General features: G+C 68.0%; 21 protein-coding genes. 10 read left to right on the top strand and 11 right to left on the bottom strand.

Annotation, left to right across the window (positions count from 1 at the left end; all coding sequences use genetic code 11):
- Nucleotides 1-26: 26 nt before the first annotated feature.
- The 5 genes from AC3A6X_RS22860 to AC3A6X_RS22840 all read left to right on the top strand — a co-directional run bounded on the left by AC3A6X_RS22860 (nucleotide 27) and on the right by AC3A6X_RS22840 (nucleotide 5,632).
- Entirely contained in the window at nucleotides 27-1,352 is a 1,326-nt protein-coding gene (locus AC3A6X_RS22860; RefSeq protein ID WP_487844357.1) for a leucine-rich repeat-containing protein kinase family protein, read from the top strand.
- A 13-nt stretch (nucleotides 1,353-1,365) separates the two neighbouring features.
- On the top strand, nucleotides 1,366-2,259 hold the full coding sequence (locus AC3A6X_RS22855; protein ID WP_487844356.1) for a pseudouridine synthase: 894 nt from the start codon (nucleotides 1,366-1,368) through the stop codon (nucleotides 2,257-2,259).
- A 100-nt stretch (nucleotides 2,260-2,359) separates the two neighbouring features.
- Complete coding sequence (locus AC3A6X_RS22850; protein WP_164255391.1) at nucleotides 2,360-2,992, top strand: response regulator; 633 nt, start codon at nucleotides 2,360-2,362, stop codon at nucleotides 2,990-2,992.
- The gene (locus tag AC3A6X_RS22845; protein WP_487844355.1) at nucleotides 2,985-4,805 is read left to right on the top strand and encodes a hybrid sensor histidine kinase/response regulator; all 1,821 of its coding nucleotides are present in this window, start codon (nucleotides 2,985-2,987) and stop codon (nucleotides 4,803-4,805) included. Before AC3A6X_RS22850 ends, AC3A6X_RS22845 begins: the two co-directional genes overlap by 8 nt.
- A 56-nt stretch (nucleotides 4,806-4,861) precedes the next feature.
- Nucleotides 4,862-5,632 (top strand): SDR family oxidoreductase, encoded by a 771-nt coding sequence (locus AC3A6X_RS22840; protein ID WP_487844354.1) that lies wholly within the window; start codon nucleotides 4,862-4,864, stop codon nucleotides 5,630-5,632.
- Nucleotides 5,633-5,639: 7 nt separating this feature from the next.
- Here AC3A6X_RS22840 and AC3A6X_RS22835 read toward each other — a convergent pair whose 3' ends face one another.
- From AC3A6X_RS22835 to AC3A6X_RS22790, 10 genes are all read right to left on the bottom strand, one after another.
- Nucleotides 5,640-6,524: a M48 family metallopeptidase gene (locus AC3A6X_RS22835; protein ID WP_487844353.1), complete on the bottom strand. Its 885-nt coding sequence runs from the start codon at nucleotides 6,522-6,524 to the stop codon at nucleotides 5,640-5,642.
- 12 nt (nucleotides 6,525-6,536) lie between these two features.
- Nucleotides 6,537-7,292 carry a lysophospholipid acyltransferase family protein gene (locus AC3A6X_RS22830; RefSeq protein WP_487844352.1) on the bottom strand — a complete coding sequence of 252 codons (756 nt, stop codon included), beginning with the start codon at nucleotides 7,290-7,292 and terminating at the stop codon, nucleotides 6,537-6,539.
- On the bottom strand, nucleotides 7,292-7,867 hold the full coding sequence (gene gmhB, locus AC3A6X_RS22825; protein WP_487844351.1) for a D-glycero-beta-D-manno-heptose 1,7-bisphosphate 7-phosphatase: 576 nt from the start codon (nucleotides 7,865-7,867) through the stop codon (nucleotides 7,292-7,294). Before gmhB ends, AC3A6X_RS22830 begins: the two co-directional genes overlap by 1 nt.
- Nucleotides 7,868-7,880: 13 nt before the next feature.
- Complete coding sequence (glyS, locus tag AC3A6X_RS22820) at nucleotides 7,881-10,034, bottom strand: glycine--tRNA ligase subunit beta (RefSeq protein WP_487844350.1); 2,154 nt, start codon at nucleotides 10,032-10,034, stop codon at nucleotides 7,881-7,883.
- Nucleotides 10,035-10,037: 3 nt separating this feature from the next.
- Entirely contained in the window at nucleotides 10,038-10,943 is a 906-nt protein-coding gene (glyQ, locus tag AC3A6X_RS22815; protein WP_487844349.1) for a glycine--tRNA ligase subunit alpha, read from the bottom strand.
- 128 nt (nucleotides 10,944-11,071) lie between these two features.
- Nucleotides 11,072-12,142 (bottom strand): type II asparaginase, encoded by a 1,071-nt coding sequence (locus AC3A6X_RS22810; protein WP_487844348.1) that lies wholly within the window; start codon nucleotides 12,140-12,142, stop codon nucleotides 11,072-11,074.
- 142 nt (nucleotides 12,143-12,284) lie between these two features.
- Entirely contained in the window at nucleotides 12,285-13,865 is a 1,581-nt protein-coding gene (lnt, locus tag AC3A6X_RS22805) for an apolipoprotein N-acyltransferase (protein ID WP_487844347.1), read from the bottom strand.
- On the bottom strand, nucleotides 13,862-14,740 hold the full coding sequence (locus AC3A6X_RS22800) for a CorC family transporter (protein WP_106557658.1): 879 nt from the start codon (nucleotides 14,738-14,740) through the stop codon (nucleotides 13,862-13,864). The genes lnt and AC3A6X_RS22800 overlap by 4 nt, the downstream gene beginning before the upstream one ends.
- An 84-nt stretch (nucleotides 14,741-14,824) precedes the next feature.
- Nucleotides 14,825-15,553 carry an N-acetyltransferase family protein gene (locus tag AC3A6X_RS22795; RefSeq protein ID WP_487844346.1) on the bottom strand — a complete coding sequence of 243 codons (729 nt, stop codon included), beginning with the start codon at nucleotides 15,551-15,553 and terminating at the stop codon, nucleotides 14,825-14,827.
- 110 nt (nucleotides 15,554-15,663) lie between these two features.
- Complete coding sequence (locus AC3A6X_RS22790; protein WP_487844345.1) at nucleotides 15,664-16,137, bottom strand: Lrp/AsnC family transcriptional regulator; 474 nt, start codon at nucleotides 16,135-16,137, stop codon at nucleotides 15,664-15,666.
- Nucleotides 16,138-16,291: 154 nt separating this feature from the next.
- Here AC3A6X_RS22790 and hppD point away from each other — a divergent pair, with 154 nt between their 5' ends.
- Genes hppD through phhA form a run of 3 tightly spaced genes read left to right on the top strand, consistent with a single transcriptional unit; the run spans nucleotide 16,292 to nucleotide 19,151 of the window.
- A complete protein-coding gene (hppD, locus tag AC3A6X_RS22785; RefSeq protein ID WP_487844344.1) occupies nucleotides 16,292-17,419 on the top strand; it encodes a 4-hydroxyphenylpyruvate dioxygenase in 1,128 nt (375 codons plus the stop codon).
- Nucleotides 17,420-17,446: 27 nt separating this feature from the next.
- Nucleotides 17,447-18,259 (top strand): transporter substrate-binding domain-containing protein, encoded by an 813-nt coding sequence (locus AC3A6X_RS22780; protein ID WP_487844343.1) that lies wholly within the window; start codon nucleotides 17,447-17,449, stop codon nucleotides 18,257-18,259.
- Between the two features lie 22 nt (nucleotides 18,260-18,281).
- Complete coding sequence (gene phhA, locus AC3A6X_RS22775; protein WP_487844342.1) at nucleotides 18,282-19,151, top strand: phenylalanine 4-monooxygenase; 870 nt, start codon at nucleotides 18,282-18,284, stop codon at nucleotides 19,149-19,151.
- A 12-nt stretch (nucleotides 19,152-19,163) separates the two neighbouring features.
- Here the strand turns inward: phhA and AC3A6X_RS22770 are convergent, their stop codons facing one another.
- On the bottom strand, nucleotides 19,164-20,051 hold the full coding sequence (locus AC3A6X_RS22770) for an esterase/lipase family protein (protein WP_487844341.1): 888 nt from the start codon (nucleotides 20,049-20,051) through the stop codon (nucleotides 19,164-19,166).
- Between the two features lie 104 nt (nucleotides 20,052-20,155).
- Here AC3A6X_RS22770 and AC3A6X_RS22765 point away from each other — a divergent pair, with 104 nt between their 5' ends.
- Nucleotides 20,156-21,847: an AMP-binding protein gene (locus AC3A6X_RS22765; RefSeq protein ID WP_487844340.1), complete on the top strand. Its 1,692-nt coding sequence runs from the start codon at nucleotides 20,156-20,158 to the stop codon at nucleotides 21,845-21,847.
- On the top strand, nucleotides 21,844-22,035 hold a 192-nt coding region (locus tag AC3A6X_RS22760; RefSeq protein ID WP_487844339.1), incomplete at its 3' end, for a hypothetical protein. The genes AC3A6X_RS22765 and AC3A6X_RS22760, both read left to right, overlap by 4 nt.

The following is a 22,035-nucleotide window of genomic DNA, read 5'->3' as shown; positions in this document are numbered from 1 at the left end:
CCGCAGCCGAAGGCGAAGGTACTCCAATGAACACCGTGGCCCAGCTGCGCAGCGGGCAGCTGGCGGGCGCGCGACGGCTTGCGCTGCGCTGCGGCCTCACCGAGTTTCCGCGGGAGATCTTCGGGCTGGCCGACACGCTGGAGGAGCTCGACCTCTCGGGCAATGACCTGTCGGCGCTACCCGAGGACCTCGCCCGCCTGCACCGCTTGCGCGTGCTCTTCTGCTCGAACAACCGCTTCACCGAGCTGCCCGCTGCGCTGGGCCGGTGCAGCAGCCTCGACATGGTCGGCTTCAAGGCCAACCGCATCCGGACGGTGCCGGCCGAGTCGCTGCCGCCTGCACTGCGCTGGCTGATCCTGACCGACAACGAGATCGACGCACTGCCACCCGCCATCGGCCGCTGCACGCGGCTGCAGAAGCTGATGCTGGCCGGCAACCGCCTCCAGGCCCTGCCGGCCGAGCTGGCCGCCTGTCGCGCGCTGGAGCTGCTGCGCATCTCGGCCAACCGCCTCGAGGCCCTGCCCGACTGGCTGCCCGCCCTGCCCCGCCTCGCCTGGCTGGCCTTCGCCGGCAACCCCTTCGACGACCGGGCCGAGACGGCCGCGGTGGAAGCGGCGGCCATTGCGGCGGTCGAGTGGCGGCGCCTGTCGTTGCACGACAAGCTGGGCGAAGGCGCCTCCGGCGTCATCCACCGCGCCGATTGCGCGCAGCAAGACGGCAGCGTTCGGCCCGTGGCCGTGAAGCTGTTCAAGGGCGCGGTGACCAGCGACGGCTGGCCGCACAGCGAGATGGCCGCCTGCATCGCCGCCGGCGCGCATCCGAACCTGATCGCGGTCGAGGGCCGCATCCAGGACCACCCCGAAGGCACGTCCGGCCTGGTGCTGGCCCTGGTGGACCCGCGCTTTCGCAACCTGGCCGGGCCGCCCAGCCTGGGCTCCTGCACCCGCGACGTCTATGCCGAAGAGGCCGCCTGGCCGCTGGCGACCGCCCGGCGCCTGGCATGCGGCATCGCCTCGGCCGCCGCGCAGCTGCATGCCCACGGCATCCTGCACGGCGACCTCTACGCCCACAACATCCTTTGGGACGGCGAGGGCAACGGCCTGCTGGGCGACTTCGGCGCCGCCTCCTTCCTGCCACCGGACGAACCGGACCAGGCGCTGGCGCTGCAGCGCATCGAGGCGCGCGCCTTCGGGCTGCTGCTGGAGGAGCTGCACTCGCGCTGCCAGCCTTCGGACGGTTCGGAGAGCGCCACGCTGGCGCGATGGGCAGACCTCCAGGCGCGCTGCACCCAGCCCGAAGCCGGCGGGCGCCCCCTTCTGGCCGAGATCGCCGCGGCCCTGGCCGCCGCCTGAGGCCCCGCCCGCCATGGCCGCCGCGCCGCTTCCCACCCGCGACGGCGTCGGACCGAGCCGCGTCGCGCTGCCGACGGGCCCCTGGCCCACCATCGCCGAATTCCTGGTCCAGCGCTTCACGGCCATCCCGCGCGCCACCTGGGAAGCGCGCATCCGGGCGGGCGAGGTGGTGGACCAGCACGGCATCCCCGTCACGCCGACGCGGCCCTACCAGCCGCGGCTGCACGTCTTCTACTACCGCTCGCTCGACAGCGAGCGGGCCGTGCCCTTCGAGGAGACGGTGCTGTTCCGCGACGAGCACCTGCTCGTGGTGGACAAGCCGCATTTCCTGACCGTGGCGCCGGTCGGCAAGTACGTGCAGCAGAGCCTGCTGGTACGCCTGCAGCGCAAGCTGGGCCTGGACCAGCTCGCGCCCCTGCACCGCATCGACCGCGAGACCGCCGGCGTGGTGCTGTTCTCGGTGCAGCCGGCCACGCGCCATGCCTACCACGCGCTGTTCGCCGAGCGCGCCGTCGTCAAGCACTACGAGGCCATCGTGCCCTGGCGCGGCACGCCGACCCTGCCCGCCGCGCGCTGCAGCCGCCTGGTGGACGACACGCATTTCATGCGCATGCGCGAGGTGGAAGGCGAGCCCAATGCCGAGACCCGCTTCGAACTGCTGGAGGCCCGCGACGGCTGGGCCCGGCTGCGTCTGTCGCCCGTGACCGGCCGCCGCCACCAGTTGCGCGTGCATTGCGCCGCGCTGGGCCTGCCGATCCGCGACGACGCCCTCTACCCCACGCTGCTGCCCGAGGGCACCGAGGACTTCGACCGGCCGCTGCAGCTGCTGGCCAAGTCGCTGGCTTTTCGCGATCCGCTCGACGGGAGGCCGCGCGCCTTCGAAAGCCCCCGCTCGCTCGTCCTGTGAACGAGTCCTCGTCGCTCCCGACAAACCCGCTTCGACCAAAGTCTTAGCCCGTTCAATCCGGGCCTGTTCTGATGAATACTCGGTCCCGATGAACGTACTGATGATCGATGACCACGTGATGTTCCTGCAGGGCATGAAGAACCTGCTGAGCGTCCTGGTGCCCGAGCTGCGCGTGGAAACCGCCGGCGAAATGAGCAATGCCATCAAGCTGGTGGAACTGGCCGAGTTCGACCTCGTGCTGCTGGACTGGCACCTGGCCGACTGCAACGGCGAGGAATCGATTCGCCGCCTGCGCGACGCCGGCTGCATGGCGCGCATCGTGGTGCTGTCGGGCGACACCAACGCCACCATGATCCGCAACACCGTGGACCTGGGCGCGGCCGGCTTCATCCCCAAGAAGTACAGCTCGGAAATGATGGTCGCGGCCCTGGAGCAGGTGCTGGCCGGCCGCATCTTCCTGCCGCTGGAGACGCTCAATGCGGCGCCCCCGCCGGCGGTGGAAAGCACCGCAGCGGCGGGCCATGACCCGCGGCTCGCCGGCCTCACCCCGCGCCAGATGGACGTCTACCGCGCGGCCGCGCGCGGCCTGCCCAACAAGCTGATCGCGCGCCAGCTCGACATCGCCGAATCCACCGTCAAGGCCCACCTCACCGCCGTCTACACGGCCCTGGGCGTGCGCAACAGGACCGAAGCCGCCTACCAGGCCTCGCGCGAGGGCGTGCGAATTGACTGAGACCTCCGCATCGGCGCCGATGCCGCTGGCCGGGGCCTCGCGCGAGGCGCGGATCGGGAGGCGCATCCTGGAGCGCCGGCTGCAGCTGATCCTCGAGTACTCGCGACGCCTGCCGCTCAACTACCTGGGCTACATCCTGGTGGCCTTCATCGTCTGGCGCCAAGGCGTGGAGCTCTGGCCGTGGATCTGGCTGGTGCTGACCGGCGCCGTCATGGTGTATCGCTGGCGCCTGGGCCTGGCGGTGGAGCGCGTCGAGCCCGAGGTCCAGCTGCAGTACCTGCCGCGGCTGCTGCGCGGCTTCGACTTCAACGGCGTGTCGACCGCGAGCATCGTCCCCTTCGCCTTCTATGCGCCCGGCGACTTCGCGCCGATGGCCGTGGCCGCCGTGCTGATGGCCGGCTGCACCATCGGCGCGGCCTCGGTCGCCGGCTCGCAGCGCGCCTTCGTCGGCTTCTGCACCCTCACCTTCTGTTGTCTCGCCGGCGGCTGGGCCTGGCGCGGCAGCGCGGTGGGCTACATGTTCGCGGCCGGCATCGTGCTCGTGTATTTCATGCTGCTCGCCACCGTCCGGGACCAGGGCCGCATGCTGCACAAGCTCATGAACGTGCTCGACGACAACGCCCTGTTGTCCGAGGTCGTGCGCCAGGAGCGCGACCGCGCCACAGCCGCCAGCGAGGCCAAGACCCGCTTCTTCGCAGCCGCCAGCCACGACCTGCGCCAGCCGCTGCACGCGCTGTCGATCAACGCGACCACGCTGGACATCCTGGCACGCCGCTCGCCCGATCCGCTGCTCAAGGAGGTGAGTCGCGGCATCGGGAGCGCGCTGCGCCAGAGCAGCGGTCTGCTCGACGGCCTCTTGGACATCTCGCGCCTCGACGCCCACACCATCGAGGCCAAGTTCGCGCCGCACGACATCGGCGCGGTGCTGCGCGCCTCGCGCGACGAGTACGCCGCGCTGGCGGCGCAGCAGGGGCTGTTCCTGAAGGTCGCGGCGCCGGAGACGCCGCTGTGGGGGCTGACGGACGCCGACCAGTTGATCCGCATCGTCGGCAATCTGGTGAACAACGCGATTAAGTTCACCACCCGCGGCGGCGTGACGCTGTCGGCCGAAGCCGCCGCCGACGGCCGGGTGCTGGTGCGGGTGAGCGACACCGGCCCCGGCATCCCGGAGAGCGAGCGCGAGCGGGTGTTCGAGGAGTTCTACCAGATCGGCAACCCCTCGCGCGACCGCAGCCAGGGCCTGGGCCTCGGCCTGGCGATCGTGCGGCGCACGGCCGATCTGCTGAAGATCGAGATCGGACTGGACAGCGAGCCGGGCCGCGGCACCACCTTCGCCCTGTACATCGCCCCTGCCGCACCAATGGACGAAAGCCATCCGGCAGTCTCGACCGCCCTGGCGCGCTCCTTCGACGGCACCCGCCTGGCGGTGCTCCTGGTGGACGACGAGGCCGAGGTGCTGTCCGCAATGTGTACCTACCTGCACCAGCTGGGCTGGTCGGTCAAGGGCGTGGCGAGCGGCGCCAAGGCGGAACAGGCGTTGGCCGAGGGCTTCGAGCCCGACGTCATGGTGGTGGACTACCGCCTGCGCGAGGAAACCGGCCTGGATGTGATCGAGCGCGTGCGCTGGCGCCGCCCGTTGCTGCCGGCGGTGATCGTGACCGGCGAGACCGCGCCCTCGCGCTTTCGCGAGTTTTCGACCGTGGCGGCGCGCATCCTGCACAAGCCGCTGGACGGCGACCGGCTGGCGCGCACGCTGCAGGAGGTGGTGCTGGCGCTGGACGAGGAAACATCTGACGCAGTGGCGCCTAAGTGACGCCCGACGGTGCCCATGCGCACTAAGCTTGTCTCGCACCTCTGGAGACAACCCGCATGGACACCACCCGACTCTTCTCTCTCGCGGGCCGCACGGCCCTGATCACCGGCGGCTCGCGCGGCATCGGCCGCATGATCGCCGAAGGCTTCCTGGCCCAGGGCGCGCGCGTCTACATCTCGGCGCGCAAGGCCGAGGCCTGCGACCGGACGGCGAAGGAGCTCTCGGCCTTCGGCCCTTGCGTCTCGCTGCCGGCCGACGTGTCGACGGTCGAAGGCGCGAAGGCCCTGGTCGCCGCCTATGCGAAGCACGAAGGCACGCTGGACATCCTCGTCAACAACGCCGGCGCCGCCTGGGGCGCGCCCTACGACGAGTTCCCCGAGAGCGGTTGGGACAAGGTGGTTGACCTCAACCTCAAGACACCCTTCTTCCTGACCCAGGCGCTGACGCCGATGCTCAAGAAAGCGGCCACGGATCACCTGGCGAAGGTCATCAACATTGCCTCGATCGATGGCATCTCGGTCAATCCGCAGGAAACCTATTCGTATGCGGCGAGCAAGGCCGGCCTGATCCAGCTCACGCGCCGCATGGCGCTGCGCCTGGCACAGGAGCGCGTCGTCGTCAGCGCGATCGCGCCGGGCGCCTTTGCCTCCGACATGAACAAGGACGCACGCGACCACGGCGAGGAAATCAAGGGCCGCATCCCGGCTGGGCGAATCGGCGAGCCGGAGGACATGGCGGCGGCGGCCATCTACCTGGCCTCGCGGGCGGGGGACTATGTGATGGGGTCGACGCTGGTGGTCGATGGAGGCGTGACGCACGCGCGATAGCGCGCGCTCACCACTTGGGCACCGGCTGGTCCTTGAGCTGCTGCCGCAAATCCCCATAGTCCGGCACCACGCTCTCCACCGTTTCCCAGAAGCGCGGGCTGTGGTCCATCACGCGCAGGTGGGCCAGTTCGTGCGCGACCACGTAGTCGATCACCGGCAGCCGGAAATGCACCAGGCGCCAGTGCAGGCGGATCGCGCCGTCGACGCTGGCGCTGCCCCAGCGCGTCGAGGCGTTCGACAGGGTCAGCTTGTGCCAGGTCACGCCCAGGCGCGGCGCGAAGTGGTCCAGGCGCTCGGTGAAGATGCGCCGCGCCTGGCGCATCAGCCAGGCCTGCGCGGCATCGCGGATCTGGGTCGCGCCGGCGTTGTTCGCGAGCGCGAGGCGCAGCACGCGCGTCTTCCCGCCCGCGCCCACGTCGAGCATGGCGCCCACGCCCTCGAAGCCGTGATGCGGATCGAGCTGCACCACCACCGGCTCGCCCAGGAAAGGAAAGCTCACCCCGTCACGCCACTCGATGCGTGCCGCCTCCAGCTTGGCATGGCGCTGCTGCGTTTCGGCGAGCTTGCGCAGGATCCAGTCGGCCTTCTCCTTCACCGCCGCATCGACGTCGCGCAGCGGCACCCAGCGCGGCGCGCGCACCGTCAGACCCTCGGCGCCGACGATGAAGCCGATGGTGCGCCGCTTGCCGCGATTGAACTCGTACGCCACGCGGGCGTTGCCCAGCGTGAGCTCGCGCGTGGCGCGCGGATGGACGAAGCTGGCCGGGCTCATGGCGTCGGCCAGGGGAATTGCGGGCGGCGCTGTGCTGTCTGCAGGCGCGGGCACGGGCGGCGCCGGCGGCGGCACCGGCGCGTCGAACAGGTCGAGCGTGAACTGCAACAGGTTGCGCATGGTGTTCGAGCCTCAGGCCGACACCGTCTCCGCCGAAACGTAGGCCTCGGGGTCGAGCCGGCGCATCTCGGCCTCGATCCAGGCTTCGACCTCGCGCATCAGCTCGTCGGGCTTGCGCCCCACGCTGGAGATCGCGGGGCCGATCGAGACATCGACCACGCCGGGATGCTTGACGAAGGCCTTGCGCGGCCAGACCTTGGCCGAGGTCACGGCGATCGGGATCACAGGCACGCCGGTCTCGCAAGCCAGCCTTGTGCCGCCGCTCTTGTAGATGCCCTGCTGCCCGCGCGGGATGCGCGTGCCCTCCGGGAACATGATGATCCAGATGCCCTGGGCCAGCAGGGCACGGCCCTGCGCCACCACCTTGTTGAAGGCCTGGGTGCGCTGGCTGCGGTCGATGTGGATCATGTCCAGCCGCGCCATGGCCCAGCCGAAGAAGGGCACGTAGATCAGTTCCTTCTTGAACACATAGGCCAGCGGATGCGGCATCAGCGTGGGCATCAGGAAGGTCTCGAAGGTCGACTGGTGCTTCACCAGCAGGACGCAGCCGGCGAGCTTGTCCTGGGGCAGGTTTTCCATGCCGGTGACGCGCGTTTCGATGCCCAGCAGCACCCGGGCGCCGCCGATCGCCCAGCCCAGCCAGCGCGCGGCCATCCAGTACAGCGGCACGCCGCGCTTCCACAGCGAGCTGACCACCATGATCAGGCCCCATGGCACCACGGTGACGAGCATCCACAGGGCGTGGACGATGGATCGGAGGAGGGACATCAGACGGCCAGGTTCAGTGCGTTGCGCTCTTCGCGCTCCAGCAGAAAGTCGACGAAGGCCGCCAGGTCTTCGTGCACGCGGGTGTTCGGCGGGTATTCGGGCGGCAGGGGGATGCCGCGGCAGGCCGCGCCCATGCCGGTCAGCAGCAGGTGCGGCTCGCAGCCGGCGGCGGCGCCGGCCTGCATGTCGCGCAGGCTGTCGCCGGCCGTCGGCACATGAGCGAGGTCCACGCCATAGCGCTCGGCGATCTGCAAGAACAGTCCCGGCTTGGGCTTGCGGCATTCGCAGTTCTCGTCGGGGCTGTGCGGGCAGTAGAACACCGCATCCACGCGGCCGCCGACGGCTGCCAGCATCTTGTGCATCTTGGCGTGCATGGCGTTGAGCGAAGCCATGTCGAACAACCCGCGCCCCAAGCCGGACTGGTTGGAGGCGATCACCACATGCCAGCCCGCATGATTGAGCCGCGCCACCGCCTCCAGCGCGCCGGGCAGGGGCGTCCATTCGATGTCGCTCTTGACGAAGTCCTCGCGGTGCACGTTGAGCGTGCCGTTGCGGTCGAGGATGACGATTTTCATGGGGATGCCTCGATCAGGCGGCCAGCCGCTCCAGCTGCGCCACCCGGTTCATGGCCCGGTGCAGCAGCATCAGCAGCCCCAGGCGGTTGAGCCGCAGGTCGGACTGCTCGGCATTGACCATCACGTCGTCGAAGAAGGCATCGACCGGCTCGCGCAGCGCGGCCAGCGTCTGCAGCGAGGCGGTGTAGTCGCCGGCGTCGAACTGCGAATTGGCCGTGGGCACGACCTTCTGCATTGCGGCGTACAGCGCCTTCTCGGCCGGCTCCTGCAGCAGCAGCTCGCTCACATGCGCATCGGCCTCGGGCGATTTCTTGAGGATGTTGCCGATGCGCTTGTTGGCCGCCGCCAGCGCCGGCGCCTCGGGCAGGGCAGCGAAGGCGCGCACCGCCGCCAGGAGCTTGGGCACCTCGCCCAGGCGCTGCGGCGCGGGCGCGAGCACCGCCTCGACCTCCTGGGCACTGGCGCCCTGCTCGCGCAGGCTTCCGGCCAGGCGGTCGTAGATGAAGGCCTCCAATGCATCGGTCGGGTCGGCCAGCGGATGGTCGCCGGCCTTGGGCGCGCCGAAGGCGGCGTGGGCCTGGCCGATCAGGGCGCGCAGGTCCAGCGGCAGGTGGCGCTCGGTCAGCATGCGGATCACGCCCAGCGCATGGCGGCGCAGCGCGAAGGGGTCGCGGTCGCCGGTCGGCAGGTTGCCGATGCCGAACATGCCCACCAGGGTCTCCAGCTTGTCGGCCAGGGCGACCACGATGCCTACCGGGCCGCGCGGCAGCGCGTCGCCGGCGAAGCGGGGCTTGTAGTGGTCCTCGACGGCGTCGGCCACGGCGTGGTCGAGGCCGTCGTGCAGTGCGTAGTAGCGGCCCATGATGCCCTGCAGCTCGGGGAACTCGCCGACCATGTCGGTCACCAGGTCGGCCTTGGCGAGCTGCGCGGCCTGCACGGCATGTGGGGCCAGCGCGGCATCGCCCGTCGCCGTGCCCAGCTGCTCGCCGATGGCGTGGGCGATGCGCATCACGCGCTCCACGCGTTCGCCCTGCGTGCCGAGCTTGTTGTGATAGATCACCTTGCCCAGCGCCTCGACGCGCGAGGCGAGCGACTTCTTGCGGTCCTGGTCGAAGAAGAACTTGGCATCGGCCAGGCGCGGGCGCACCACGCGCTCGTTGCCGCCGATCACCGCGCTGGCATCGTCCGGACGGATGTTGCTGACCACCAGGAACTTGTTCGTGAGCCGGCCGGCGGCGTCGAGCAGCGGGAAGTACTTCTGGTTGGCCTTCATCGTGAGGATGAGGCATTCCTGCGGCACGCCGAGGAACTCGCGTTCGAATTCGCAGACCAGCACGTTGGGGCGCTCGACCAGCGCGGTGACTTCGTCGAGCAGTGCGTCGTCGTCGATCGGCTGCGCGCCGGCACCGACCGACAGCGCCGCCTCGGCCAGCTGGCGCGCGATCTCGAAGCGGCGCGCCTCGAAGCCGGCGATCACCGCGCCGTCTTCTTCCAGTTGCACCGCATAGCTGTTGGCATCGCGCAGCACGATCGGGTCGCGCTGGGCCTCGAAACGGTGGCCGTGGGTTTCGCGCCCGGCCTGCAGGCCCAGGGCTTCGACCGGCACCACGGCATCGCCATGCAGCGCGACCAGTCCGTGCGCCGGCCGCACGAAGCTCACGCTGGTCCAGCCGGGCAGCGCGCAGCCGGATTCGAGCTGGTAGCTCATCACCTTGGGGATGGGCAGCTTCGCGATGGCCTCGGCCAGCGCCTTCTGCAGGCCCTCGGCCAGTGTCGCGCCCTTGGCGCTGCTGTCGAAGAACAAGGCCTCGGCCTTGCCGTCCATCGCGCGGCGCAGGCCGGACACGGCCGCGGCGTCGGCGCCCAGCGAAGCCAGCTTCTTGAGCAGCGCCGGCGTCGCCTGGCCGGCCGCATCCAGCCCGACAGCCACCGGCATCAGCTTCTGCGAGACCGCGCGATCGGCGGCCTGCGTGGCGACGTGGGTGAGATGCGCCGCCAGGCGGCGCGGGGACGCATAAGCCGTCAGCACGGAGCCCGCATCGACCAGGCCCTGGGCCGCCAGCTGGTCGCGCAGCACGCCGGCAAAGGCGTCGCCCAGCCTCTTGAGCGCCTTGGGGGGCAGTTCCTCGACGAAGAGCTCGACGAGCAGGTTGTTAGGAGTACTCATCGCTCAGGCCGCCTTCTTCGTCATCTCGGCCACCCACTCGCGCGGCGCCATCGGGAAGCCGAGGCGCTCGCGGCTCTCGTAGTAGCTCTGCGCCACGCTGCGCGCGAGGTTGCGGATGCGGCCGATGTAGGCGGCGCGCTCGGTCACGCTGATCGCGCCGCGCGCATCCAGCAGGTTGAAGCTGTGGGCCGCCTTGAGCACCTGCTCATAGGCGGGCAGCGCGAGCTTCTGCTCCATCAGGTGCCTGGCCTGCTTCTCGTGCGCGGCGAAGGCGGTGAAGAGGAAATCGGCGTCGCTGTGCTCGAAGTTGTAGGTCGACTGCTCGACCTCGTTCTGGTGGTAGACGTCGCCGTAGCTGATGGCGGGCGCCCATTCCAGGTCGAAGATGCTTTCCTTGCCCTGGATGTACATGGCCAGCCGCTCGAGCCCGTAGGTGATTTCGCCCGTGATGGGCCGGCAATCGATGCCGCCCACCTGCTGGAAGTAGGTGAACTGCGTCACCTCCATGCCGTTGAGCCAGACCTCCCAGCCCAGCCCCCAGGCGCCGAGCGTGGGGTTCTCCCAATCGTCCTCGACGAAGCGGATGTCGTTCTTCTTGAGATCGAAGCCCAGCGCCTCGAGCGAGCCCAGGTAGAGCTCGAGGATGTTGGCCGGCGCCGGCTTGAGCACGACCTGGTACTGGTAGTAGTGCTGCAGGCGGTTCGGGTTCTCGCCGTAGCGGCCGTCCTTGGGCCGGCGGCTGGGCTGCACGTAGGCGGCCTTCCAGGGCTCGGGGCCGAGCGCGCGCAGGAAGGTTGCGGTGTGCGAGGTGCCGGCCCCCACCTCCATGTCGTAGGGTTGCAGCAGCGCGCAGCCCTGGGCATCCCAGTAGGACTGCAGCTTGAGAATGATTTGTTGGAAGGTGAGCATGGGTGGGCTTTGGGGCCGATCGAGTCCTCGACGCGGCGAACCGGGCATTTTAAGAGCGCGCGGACATGACAACGGCCGCAGGGCTTGCGCCGCTGCGGCCGTCGAGGGGAAGTGGGAAGCCCCGGGGCTCAATACTCCCAGAAGATCCGTTGCAGTTGCTTCGGGTCGTTGGTCTTCGTGAGCGCCACCATCGCCAGGATCCGCGCCTTCTGCGGCTTCAGGTCATGCGCCACCACCCAGTCGTACTTGTCGTCGGGCTGCTCGGCGTTGCGGATCACGAAGCCGTCCGACACGCGCGAGCTGCGGATGATCTGCACGCCGTCGCTGCGCAGCTTCTGCAGCACGGGCACGATGCGGTCGGCCACCGAGCCGTTGCCGGTGCCGGCGAGGACGAGCGCCTTCGCACCGCTCTTGCCGAAGGCATCGATCGCCGTGGCGGGCACGTTGCCGTAGCCGTAGACGATGTCGACCGCCGGCAGCGCCGTGATCTCGTCGATGTTGAACTCGGACTGCGTGGTGTGGCGCTTCACCGGCGCGCGGAACCAGTAGTTCTTGCCCTCGACGATCATGCCCAGCGGGCCCCACTGGCTCTTGAAGGCCTCGGTCTTGATGTTGACCACCTTGCTGACGTCGCGGCCGCTCTGGATCTCGTCGTTCATGGTCACCAGCACGCCCTTGCCGGACGCGTCTTTGCTGGCGGCGACGTTGACGGCGTCGTACAGGTTGAGCGCGCCGTCGGCCGACAGGGCGGTGCCCGGGCGCATCGAGCCGACCACCACGATCGGCTTGGAGGTGCGCACCACCAGGTTCAGGAAATAGGCGGTCTCTTCCAGCGTGTCGGTGCCGTGGGTGATGACGATGCCGTCCACGTCGGCCTGCTTGGACAGGGCCGAGACGCGCTTGGCCAGCACCATCAGGTTGTCGTTGGTAAAGCTCTCGGAGGCGATCTGGAACACCTGCTCGCCGCGCACGTTGGCCACCTTGGAGATCTCGGGCAGGCCGGCGATCAGCTTGTCGACCGGCACCTTGGCGGCGGCGTAGGTGGCGCTGTTGGCGGCCGAGGCGCCGGCGCCGGCGATGGTGCCGCCGGTGGCCAGGATCACGACGTTGGGCAAGGCCTGCTGGGCATGGGCGATGGCTGCGGCGGCAGTCAGCGCCGCGACGGCCGCGAAGGCACGGAAGCGGGGGGCAAAGAACATGGAGGCTCCTGTTGGCGTGAAGAATTTCACGAAGCGCAGGGACGATACCGGAAGCCCGGGCCGCCGTCACAGGCCTGAAATGCTTCCTGCGCATGCGGCGATGCCGGCGGCCGGACGCCCGCGTTCCGCCGACGCTTTTTGATCAGACGTCAGCCGGCGGCCGGGTGGCCCGCCGCCGCTTGAAAAGAGGCGCGGCCGCCATGATCGCCAGCGCCAGGCCCCACAGCGGCCACAATCCGAAGCGCGAGACCCAGAACGCATAGGGCGTGAGCCCGGCGCGCCCTTCGACGCTTGCCACCAGCACGCCGCGTGTGAGGCGCGGCAGGGCGTGCGTGACGCGGCCGAGGTGGTCGATCACCGCGGTGGCGCCGGTGTTGGTGGCGCGCACCATCGGCCGCTGGAACTCGAGCGCCCGCATGCGCGAGATGGCCAGGTGCTGGTCGATCGCGACCGTGTCGCCGAACCAGGCGATGTTGCTGACGTTGAGCAGCACGGTGGGCGCCTGCGCCTCGTCGCGGAAGTTGGCGCCGATCTCGTCGCCGAACAAGTCCTCGTAGCAGATGTTGGGCGCGATGCGCTGGCCCTGCCAGACCAGCGGCGGCTGCGCGAGGCCGCCGCTCTGGAAGTCGCCGAGCGGGATGTTCATCATGTCGGTGAACCAGCGGAACAGGCCGGGCACGAATTCGCCGAAGGGCACCAGGTGGTGCTTGTCGTAGCGGTAAGGCGTGCTGCGCCCGGGCCCGAAGCCCAGCACCGTGTTCGTGTAGACGCGGCCATCGCCCAGCGGCAGGCCCACGATGGCGGTCTGCTTGCTGTTGGCGTAGCGCGCCGCGATGGCGTCGAGCAAGCCGGGCGGTAGCTGCGTGGGCAACAGGGGCAGCGCGGTCTCGGGCGTGATCACCAGCGGCGCGGTGGCGCGCTGCAGTTGCTCGCCGTACCACTGCAGCGCGGTGGCGATGCCGCCGCTGGGGATGAACTTCTCGTCCTGCGGGATATTGCCCTGCAGCAACGCGACCTCCAGCCGGCCGCGCGAAAGTGCCGCCTCGTCGGGTGCGCTGCGGACGGCGGCGACAAGCGTGGGCGCACCGAGGAGGACCAGCGCCAGCGCCAGCGCGAACGCCATCGCCCGCTTCCCGCCCCGTGCGGCGCGCAGCACAACTGCAACGAGCGCCGCGATCGCCGCCGCGACCGCGCCCACGCCGTACACGCCCAGCCACGGCGCATAGCCTGCGAGCGGGCCTTCGACATGGGCGTAGCCGCCCGCGCCCCAGGGAAAGCCGGTAAACAAGCTGTTGCGCAGCAGTTCGGCGAAGGTCCAGGCCGCGGCAAACAGGAGGACCGCGCCGGCCCGATGCACGGGCGCGAAGGCCACGTAGAAGGCTGCGGCAGCGGCGTAGTAGAGCGACAGGGCCGCGGACAGCGCCAGCACGGCGACCGCGGCCAGCGGCGCAGCGAGCCCGCCGTAGGTGTGCATCGAAACGAAGAGCCACCAGAAGGTGCCGCACAGCCAGGCGGTGGAGAACAACCAGCCGTAGAGCGCCGCGCTTCGCCACGCGGGCCGCGGCTGCGAGCGCTCCCGCAGCGCGTCGAGTTGCCAGGCCAGCAACGCCAGCGAGATCAGCTGCAGCCACCACAGGGGCTGACCGTTCCAGGGAGCCGCGATCGACGCGGCCTGCGCGAGCCCCGCGAGTCCGAAGCCCAGCGCGCGCGCCAGCGTTTTCAATCGGCCGCGTCGTCGCCGCGCGCCGGCGAGACCTTGAACCAGCGCACGGCGCCGCCCTTCGTGTGGAGCACGACGAAGTCGAAGGCGCCCAGCGCATAGTGCTCGCCGCGCTTGGGCACATGGCCCATCTCGTGCGCGATCAGGCCGCCGATGGTGTCGAAGTCCTCGCTCAACATCTCCTCGTCGAAGACGATGCCGAAGGCCTCAGCGACGCGCTCGATCGGCGTGTCGCCGGAGACGCGGTAGGTGCGGTCGGCCAGCCCGAAGATGTCGCCCTCGTCCTCGGCGATGTCGAATTCGTCCTCGATCTCGCCGACGATCTGCTCCAGCACGTCCTCGATGGTGATGAGCCCGGCCACGCGGCCGAACTCGTCGATCACGATCGCGAGGTGGTTGCGGTTGCCGCGGAACTCGCGCAGCAGGTCGTTCAGGCCCTTGCTCTCGGGCACGAAGGTGGCGGGACGCAGCAGCGCGCGGATGTTCAGCCCCGGGGCGCGCTGCAGCTTGAGCAGGTCCTTCGCCATCAGAATGCCGATGATGTTTTCCTTCTCGCCCTCGTAGACCGGGAAGCGCGAGTGCGCGGTGTCGATCACCAGGTTCAGCAGCGATTCGAAGGACGCGTCGATGTTGATCAGGTCCATGCGCGGCGCGGCCACCATCACGTCGCCGGCGCTCATGTCGGCCATGCGCAGCACGCCTTCGAGCATGACGCGGGACTCGGCGCCGATCACGTCGTTGTCCTCGGCATCGGCGAGCGTTTCGATCAGCTCGTCGCGCGAGTCCGGTCCGGGATGGATGAACTCGGCGAGCTTCTGCAGAAAACTGCGCTTGTCTTCGCGTTCAGCGGGCACGCGTTCGGGGTGAGGGTCAGCCACTGCGGGAGGGCGGAGTTGGGGGATCACAAGGATACCGGAACCCGCCGGTGACGCGTGCGCCCGCCGGTCGCCTGCCGCGGGGGCTCAGGGCGAGGACTGCTCGCGGGCGGCGCGCACCCCGCTGCGGATCTCCTGCACGGTAGCCAGGAAGGCCCAGAACTGCTTGGCGCGCGTCTTGAGCTGGAAATCGACCTCGGCGTAGTGCTCCAGCGCGATTTCGCTCATGCGGCTGTCGAAGGTGGCGTCGGGCAGCTGCAGGTGGGCTTCGGATTCGGAGCCGCTGCGCACCACGGTGGCGCCGGCATTGCGCGCGATCTTGAGCATGGCCGTGTTCTCGCTGAGCGCGTGGATGAAGAGCATCCCCACGCCCTCGTTGCGTGCCATCACCACCGCGCGCTCGAACAGGCGTGCGCCATAGCCGCGCCCGCGGGCGTGCTCGGCCACCGAGACGCCGAATTCGGCGCAATCCTTGAGCTGGTCGTCAGGGGCGAAGGCCAGATGGGCCATCGCGATCAGATCGAGACGGCGGTTGTAGATGCCGAAGAGTTCGTCGCGGTCGAAATCGAGGCCGTCGACGTAGCGCTGGATCTGCTCGTCGGAGGCGGCATAGCCGAAACGCAGGTAGCGGTCGTGGGGCTTGAGGGCCAGCAGGTGCTGGGCGATGCGCTCGCGCTCGCGCGGGCCGATGGAGCGGATCGGCACCATCACGGGGGCAGGAGCGGGCGCGCGACGCGGCTGGGCTTCAACCATGGGTGCTTTCAGGAAGGAACCGATGCCGAGCGAGGCTTTGAAGAGGGCCTTGGCGGTATGCATGGGTCCAATATAAGGGTTTCCCCTTAATCAACAAGCGGACAAGGGCTAAAAAGTAATCCATAAGAATACATTTTGTAGCATGCCACGGGCAAAAATAGGCGCGCCCGTTGTTATATCGGCACGGCCGTCGTGGCCTTGACCCGGTCCAGCACGAAGCTGGTCTTGCAATCTTGCACGCTGGGGTGCTTGAGCAGCGTGTCCATGATGAACCGGCTGTAGTGCGCCATATCGGCGACAACGACACGCAACAAATAGTCCATTTCTCCCGTCAGCGCGGCGCATTCCACCACCTCCGGCCAGGTCTGGACGCTGGCGCGGAACAGGTCCATGGGGTTGCGCTTATGGGTTTCGGTGTGCTTTTCGAGTCGGACGTTGAGATAAGCCGTGAGGCCCAAGCCCACTGCCTCTGGCTTGACCAACGCCACGTAGCGGTCGATGACGCCGCTTTCCTCCAGGCGCCGGACGCGCCGCAGCACCGCGCTCGGCGACAGGCTGACCTCTTCGGCCAGTTGGTCATAAGTGGCGCGCCCGTCGCTTTGCAGCGTGCGCAAAATCAATCGATCCAGCTTGTCGAGTGCGTTCATTTCTCGATTTTTACAGTTTTCATGCGTTTCACGGTCACCTTAGGCCTGATAACGCTGAAATCATGAGGGGCTGCGCTCTTACAGTTCCACACGTGGCCGGCGCAGCCCGAGCGCCACACTGAACATCCCCCGCCCACCTTCCCTGGAGACACCCATGAGCACCGCCGACGCCCCCGCCTTCACCCCTTGGGACAACCCCATGGGCACCGACGGCTTCGAATTCATCGAATACGCCGCCCCCGATCCGGCCGCCATGGGCGAGGTGTTCGAGCGCATGGGCTTCAAGGCGGTGGCCAAGCACCGCCACAAGAACGTGCTGCTGTACCGCCAGGGCACCATCAACTTCATCGTCAACGCCGAGCCGGATTCCTTCGCCCAGCGCTTCGCGCGCCAGCATGGCCCCAGCGTCTGCGCCATCGCGTTCCGGGTGCAGGACGCCAAGGCCGCCTACGAACGCGCCATCTCGCTCGGCGCCTGGGGCTTTGCCGACAAGGCCGGGCCCGGTGAACTGAACATCCCCGCCATCAAGGGCATCGGCGACAGCCTGATCTACCTGGTCGACCGCTGGCGCGGCAAGAACGGCGCGCAGCCCGGCGACATCGGCAACATCGGCTTCTACGACGTGGACTTCGAGGCGCTGCCCGGCTTGACGGCGCAGCAGGCGCTGGCGCCGGAAGGCAACGGCCTGACCTATATCGACCATCTGACGCATAACGTGCACCGCGGCCGCATGAACGAATGGGCTGACTTCTACGAGCGCCTCTTCAACTTCCGCGAGATCAAGTACTTCGACATCGAAGGCCAGGTGACCGGCGTGAAGAGCAAGGCGATGACCAGCCCCTGCGGCAAGATCCGCATCCCGATCAACGAAGAAGGCAAGGAACAGGCCGGCCAGATCCAGGAGTACCTGGACCTCTATCGCGGGGAAGGCATCCAGCACATCGCGATGGGCTCGGACGACCTCTACAAGACGGTCGATGCGCTGCGCGCCAGCGGCGTCAAGCTGCTCGACACCATCGACACCTACTACGAACTGGTGGACAAGCGCATCCCGGGCCACGGCGAAAGCATCGACGAACTGCAGAAGCGCAAGATCCTGATCGACGGCAAGAAGGACGCGCTGCTGCTACAGATCTTCAGCGAGAACCAGCTGGGGCCGATCTTCTTCGAGTTCATCCAGCGCAAGGGTGACGACGGCTTCGGCAACGGCAACTTCAAGGCGCTGTTCGAAAGCATCGAGCTCGATCAGATTCGCCGCGGGGTGTTGAGCGCCGCACAATAGTTGGCCCATCACACACAGGAGTAAGGAATGCGTCGTCTCGGCTTTTGGATTCGCTCGTCATCGATCGCGGCTGCGGTCCTCGCTCTGGTCGGCTGCGCGATGAATGCGCAGCAGCCGCCGCCGCAGAGCACGGCTGCATCGCATCTCGATGCGGTGCAGAAGGCGGGCGTGCTGCGCGTCTGCACGCCGGGCGACTACAAGCCCTTCAGCTTCCAGAAGACCGATGCGAGCTATGAAGGCATCGACGTCGACCTGATGACGAGCTTCAGCGGCAGCCTCAATGCGAAGCCGGAGTGGATCAAGACGACCTGGGCCAACCTGCTGCCCGACCTCGCCGCGGGCAAGTGCGATCTCGCAGTGGGCGGCGTGTCGGTGACCACCGAGCGTCAGAAGCGCGCCTTCTTCAGCGCGCCCTACATGGTCAACGGCAAGACGCCGATCGCGCGCTGCGCCGATGTCGCCAAATACGAGAGCGTGGCCGCCATCGACAAGCCCGAGGTGCGGGTGATCTTCAACCCCGGCGGCAGCAACGAACGCTTCGCGCGCGCCAACTTCAAGCGCGCCAAGCTCACGATGCACGGCGAGAACGTGACGATCTTCGACGAGATCCTCGCCAATCGCGCCGATGTTTTCGTGACCGAGGCAGCGGAGGCGATCACCCAGCAGAAGCTCAAGCCGGGCCTGTGCGCGGTGAATCCCGACAAGCCGCTGCAGTACGGGGAGATGGCCTGGATGCTGCCTCGCGACGATATCGCCTTCAAGGCCTACGTCGACCAGTGGCTGCACCTGGCGCAAGCCGGCGGCGAGTTCCAGCGCGTGATGGACCGCTGGCTCAAGTAGCAACCTTTTTTTGGAGCTTTCCATGGAGACGCCTTCAGGTGCGGTCATGCCCGCCGTCTACGGCCAATCGGACCGGCCGCCGCGCGGCGACTATTCGCGCGGTGGCGCGGTGCTGGCCGATTACACCTGCCCGCAGGACTGGGGCAGCTACACGCCCGCCGACCATGACACCTACCGGCGCCTCTATGAACGGCAGGCCGCGCAGCTGACGGGGCTGGCCTGCGATGCCTTCATCACGTCGCTGCCCCTGCTCGGCATCAAGGACCGCATCCCGCGCTTTGACGAGATCAACGAGCGGCTCTACAAGGCCACACGCTGGGAGATCGTCGCAGTGCCGGGGCTGATCCCGGAGCTGCCCTTCTTCACGCTGCTGGCGAACCGCAAGTTCCCGGTCACGGACTGGATCCGCAAGCCCGAGGAGTTCGACTACATCGTCGAGCCCGACGTGTTCCACGATCTCTTCGGCCATGTGCCGATGCTCTTCGACCCGACCTTCGCGGACTACGTGCAGCGCTACGGGCAGGGCGGCATCAAGGCGCATGACCTGGGCGCCGGCGAAAAGCTCGCGCGGCTTTACTGGTACACGGTCGAGTTCGGGCTCATCCGTCAGGCGGAGGGCGTGCGTGCGTACGGCGCAGGCATCCTGAGTTCCGTCGGCGAGCTGCGGCACGCGGTGCGCAGCGAGGAGCCACTGCGCTTGCCGCTCGATCTGCTGCGGGCCATGCGCACGCGCTACAAGATCGACACCTACCAAGCCAATTACTTCGTGATCGACAGCTTCGCTCAACTGTTCGAGATGACAGCGCCGGACTTCACGCCGGTCTACGAGGCGCTCGCCACGCGGCCGGACATCGAGCCCGGCGTGCTCCTGCCGGGCGAATCCTCTCTCTGACCTGCGCGCTCCTCAGTCCTCGAGCAGGGCGAGGGTCTGCTGTCGCAAGCCTGGGACGAAGGCCATCTCCACATGCCCACGACCCGGCGCGAGCCGGTTGTCGGCATCGGGGAGTGTCGCCGTCGAGGTGGGGAACACGATGTTGTCGCAGTTCGAGTACCAGCAGGTGAACGGGACTTGGCGCGTGCTGCCGCATTCGCTCTCCATCTGCCGCATCCATTCGCCATCGATTCGCATCTGGCGCCCGCTGGCGGTACGGCCGAAGCGCGCGAGCCAGGTTCCCCGGTGCGGCGTGCCGATGGTCACGATGCGATGCACGCGCGTCGCATCGGCACCGCGCAGCCAGGCGCGAGCCGCCAGGCCGCCCATACTGTGGCAGATCAATACGGGGGGCTGCCCCGTGGCTGCAGTCACACGCGAGATCGCTTCGTCGATGGTCTGCACATAGTGCTCGATCGGGCCGAGGACCGGCTCCAGATTGACAGCCACGAAGGCATGGTTCCTCGCACGCAATGCACGTAGCCAGGGGTTCCAGAAGCCACGGTTGCACAGGAAGCCGTGAATCAGCACCACGCCGCGATGGCGGCTGCCCTCCGGCAGATGATCGGGCACGGCGCTCGAGCGGAATGGCTGCTGCCAGCAGAACACCTGCAGAGCCGTCCGGCTTTCCGCGAGCCAGGCCCGCATGCATTGCATGACCGTGGCGCGGCTCAAGGGATCCCGGCCGCTGACGTGGTAGCTGGCCATGAGCTCCAGCGCCAGGAAGACGGCATGGCCCAGGCCCAGGACCAGCAGCCCGCCTGCCGCCACGAAGGGCGAGTGTGGCCACCAGGCGCTGGTCCATGCGATCGCGGCCAGCAGCCAGGCCAGCACGATGCATTGTTGTAGACGCGCGACCATGCGGCCGACTATCGCATGCGCGACAGGATCGGGCGCGACCCTAGGACAAGCCCGCTGGTGGCATCGCCAAGCTCGCTTCGACAATCCGCGCCAGAGGAGATCGCATGCAATCAGCCGTTTTGAAGAGCTATCCGCCCGGTGTGCCGCACGAGGTTCATCCGGAGCAGTACCGTTCGCTGCGCCATATGTTCGAGGAGTCCTTCCAGCGCTACGCAAGTCGGCCGTTCTCGGTCTGCATGGAACGGTGGATGAGCTACGCGGAGCTCGATGAGCTGTCCGGAGCGCTCGGTGCCTGGCTCCAGTCGCGAGGTCTGGAGCCAGGCGCGCGTGTGGCCATCATGCTGCCCAACGTGCCGCAGTTCGCCGTGACGATGGCAGGGGTGCTGCGCGCGGGGTACACCTGCGTCAATGTCAATCCGCTGTACACGGCACGCGAGCTCGAGCACCAGCTGAAGGACTCCGGCGCGACGGCGATCATCATCCTCGAGAACTTCGCCGCCACGCTCGAACAGGTGATCGAGCAGACACCGATCAAGCATGTGGTGGTCGCGTCGATGGGCGACCTGCTCGGCGGACTCTACGGCACCTGGATCACGCTGGCGGTGCGGCACCTTGCGAAGATGGTGCCGCCCTACAAGCTTCCGCTCGACAAGGGCCGGACCGTGACGCCCTTTCCCAAGGCAATTGCGGAAGGCAAGGGGCGCACGCTCGGGCCCGACACCAGCACACTGGATTCGATCGCTTTCCTGCAGTACACCGGCGGCACCACCGGGCTCTCGAAGGGGGCCGTGCTGACGCACCGCAACATCGTCGCGGCAACGCTGCAGGCCGAGGCATGGTTCACGCCGGCGCTGGAGCGGGCGGGCGACCTGTCGAAAGTTAACAGCATTGCGGCGCTGCCGCTGTATCACATCTTCGCGCTGACGCTGTGCCTGCTCGCCATCCGGCAGGGTTCGCATCTCACGCTGATCCCCAATCCGCGCGACTTCGACAAGTTCATCGCCGTGCTCAAGAAGCGGCCCTTTCACATGCTGCCGGCGGTCAACACCTTGTTCAACGCACTGTTGATGCATCCGGAATTCAAGACCGTCAACTTCTCCACGCTTTTCGTCTCCCAGGCCGGCGGCATGGCCGCTTCCGAAGGCACGGCCCGCAAGTGGCTCGAAGCCACGGGCTGCCCGATGATCGAAGGCTGGGGCATGAGCGAGACCTGCGCGATCGGCACGAACAATCCGGTCTCCAACACCGCCTTCACCGGCACCATCGGCCTGCCCCTTCCGAGCATCGAGATCGCTATCAAGGACGACGAAGGGCGCTCCTTGCCACCCGGCGAGGCGGGCGAGCTCTGCATCAAGGGGCCCAACGTGATGGTCGGCTACTACAACCAGCCCGCGGAGACCGCGGCGGCGTTCACCGCCGATGGTTTCATGCGCACCGGCGACATCGCGGTCATGCAGGAGGACGGCTACAGCCGAATCGTCGACCGCAAGAAGGACATGATCCTGGTGAGCGGGTTCAACGTGTTCCCCAACGAGCTCGAGAACGTCATCTCCTTGTGCCCCGGCGTGGTCGAGTGCGCGGCGATCGGGGTGCCGGACGAAAAGCAGGGCGAGGCGATTAAGGTCTTTGTGGTGCGCAGGGATCCCACGTTGACCGAGGATGCCGTGATGCGTTACTGCAATGACCAGCTGACCGGTTACAAGCGGCCGAAGCACATCGAGTTCAGGGACAGCCTGCCAAAGACGAACGTCGGCAAGATCTTGCGGCGGCAGCTGCGTCCCGGCGCGACGGCTTGAACACGCTCGCCGCGCAGTTGCGCGCGAGCGCGGCATCGACAATTCCCACAGACTGCCGCGATCAACAAGCCCTGTCAGGTGTTGCCCGCGCGGCGCTTTGCATTCCAAAGGCAAAAAGCCCAACCATTTCTGGTTGGGCTTTTTGGGGCTGTAAGAGCCTGACGATGACCTACTTTCACACGGGAACC

The organism is Variovorax sp. Soil_C_12, from assembly GCF_057657375.1.
The sequence above is the reverse complement of the archived record's forward strand: the minus strand, read 5'-3'. Positions and strand labels throughout refer to the sequence as shown.

What these genes read in the sequence shown, in the direction of transcription:
- AC3A6X_RS22860 (WP_487844357.1), top strand. Translation starts at nt 27, where the DNA reads ATGAACACCGTGGCCCAGCTGCGCAGCGGGCAGCTGGCGGGCGCGCGA.
- AC3A6X_RS22855 (WP_487844356.1), top strand. Translation starts at nt 1,366, where the DNA reads ATGGCCGCCGCGCCGCTTCCCACCCGCGACGGCGTCGGACCGAGCCGC.
- AC3A6X_RS22850 (WP_164255391.1), top strand. Translation starts at nt 2,360, where the DNA reads ATGATCGATGACCACGTGATGTTCCTGCAGGGCATGAAGAACCTGCTG.
- AC3A6X_RS22840 (WP_487844354.1), top strand. Translation starts at nt 4,862, where the DNA reads ATGGACACCACCCGACTCTTCTCTCTCGCGGGCCGCACGGCCCTGATC.
- AC3A6X_RS22835 (WP_487844353.1), bottom strand. Translation starts at nt 6,524, where the DNA reads ATGCGCAACCTGTTGCAGTTCACGCTCGACCTGTTCGACGCGCCGGTG.
- AC3A6X_RS22830 (WP_487844352.1), bottom strand. Translation starts at nt 7,292, where the DNA reads ATGTCCCTCCTCCGATCCATCGTCCACGCCCTGTGGATGCTCGTCACC.
- gmhB (WP_487844351.1), bottom strand. Translation starts at nt 7,867, where the DNA reads ATGAAAATCGTCATCCTCGACCGCAACGGCACGCTCAACGTGCACCGC.
- glyS (WP_487844350.1), bottom strand. Translation starts at nt 10,034, where the DNA reads ATGAGTACTCCTAACAACCTGCTCGTCGAGCTCTTCGTCGAGGAACTG.
- glyQ (WP_487844349.1), bottom strand. Translation starts at nt 10,943, where the DNA reads ATGCTCACCTTCCAACAAATCATTCTCAAGCTGCAGTCCTACTGGGAT.
- AC3A6X_RS22810 (WP_487844348.1), bottom strand. Translation starts at nt 12,142, where the DNA reads ATGTTCTTTGCCCCCCGCTTCCGTGCCTTCGCGGCCGTCGCGGCGCTG.
- AC3A6X_RS22795 (WP_487844346.1), bottom strand. Translation starts at nt 15,553, where the DNA reads ATGCATACCGCCAAGGCCCTCTTCAAAGCCTCGCTCGGCATCGGTTCC.
- AC3A6X_RS22790 (WP_487844345.1), bottom strand. Translation starts at nt 16,137, where the DNA reads ATGAACGCACTCGACAAGCTGGATCGATTGATTTTGCGCACGCTGCAA.
- hppD (WP_487844344.1), top strand. Translation starts at nt 16,292, where the DNA reads ATGAGCACCGCCGACGCCCCCGCCTTCACCCCTTGGGACAACCCCATG.
- AC3A6X_RS22780 (WP_487844343.1), top strand. Translation starts at nt 17,447, where the DNA reads ATGCGTCGTCTCGGCTTTTGGATTCGCTCGTCATCGATCGCGGCTGCG.
- phhA (WP_487844342.1), top strand. Translation starts at nt 18,282, where the DNA reads ATGGAGACGCCTTCAGGTGCGGTCATGCCCGCCGTCTACGGCCAATCG.
- AC3A6X_RS22770 (WP_487844341.1), bottom strand. Translation starts at nt 20,051, where the DNA reads ATGGTCGCGCGTCTACAACAATGCATCGTGCTGGCCTGGCTGCTGGCC.
- AC3A6X_RS22765 (WP_487844340.1), top strand. Translation starts at nt 20,156, where the DNA reads ATGCAATCAGCCGTTTTGAAGAGCTATCCGCCCGGTGTGCCGCACGAG.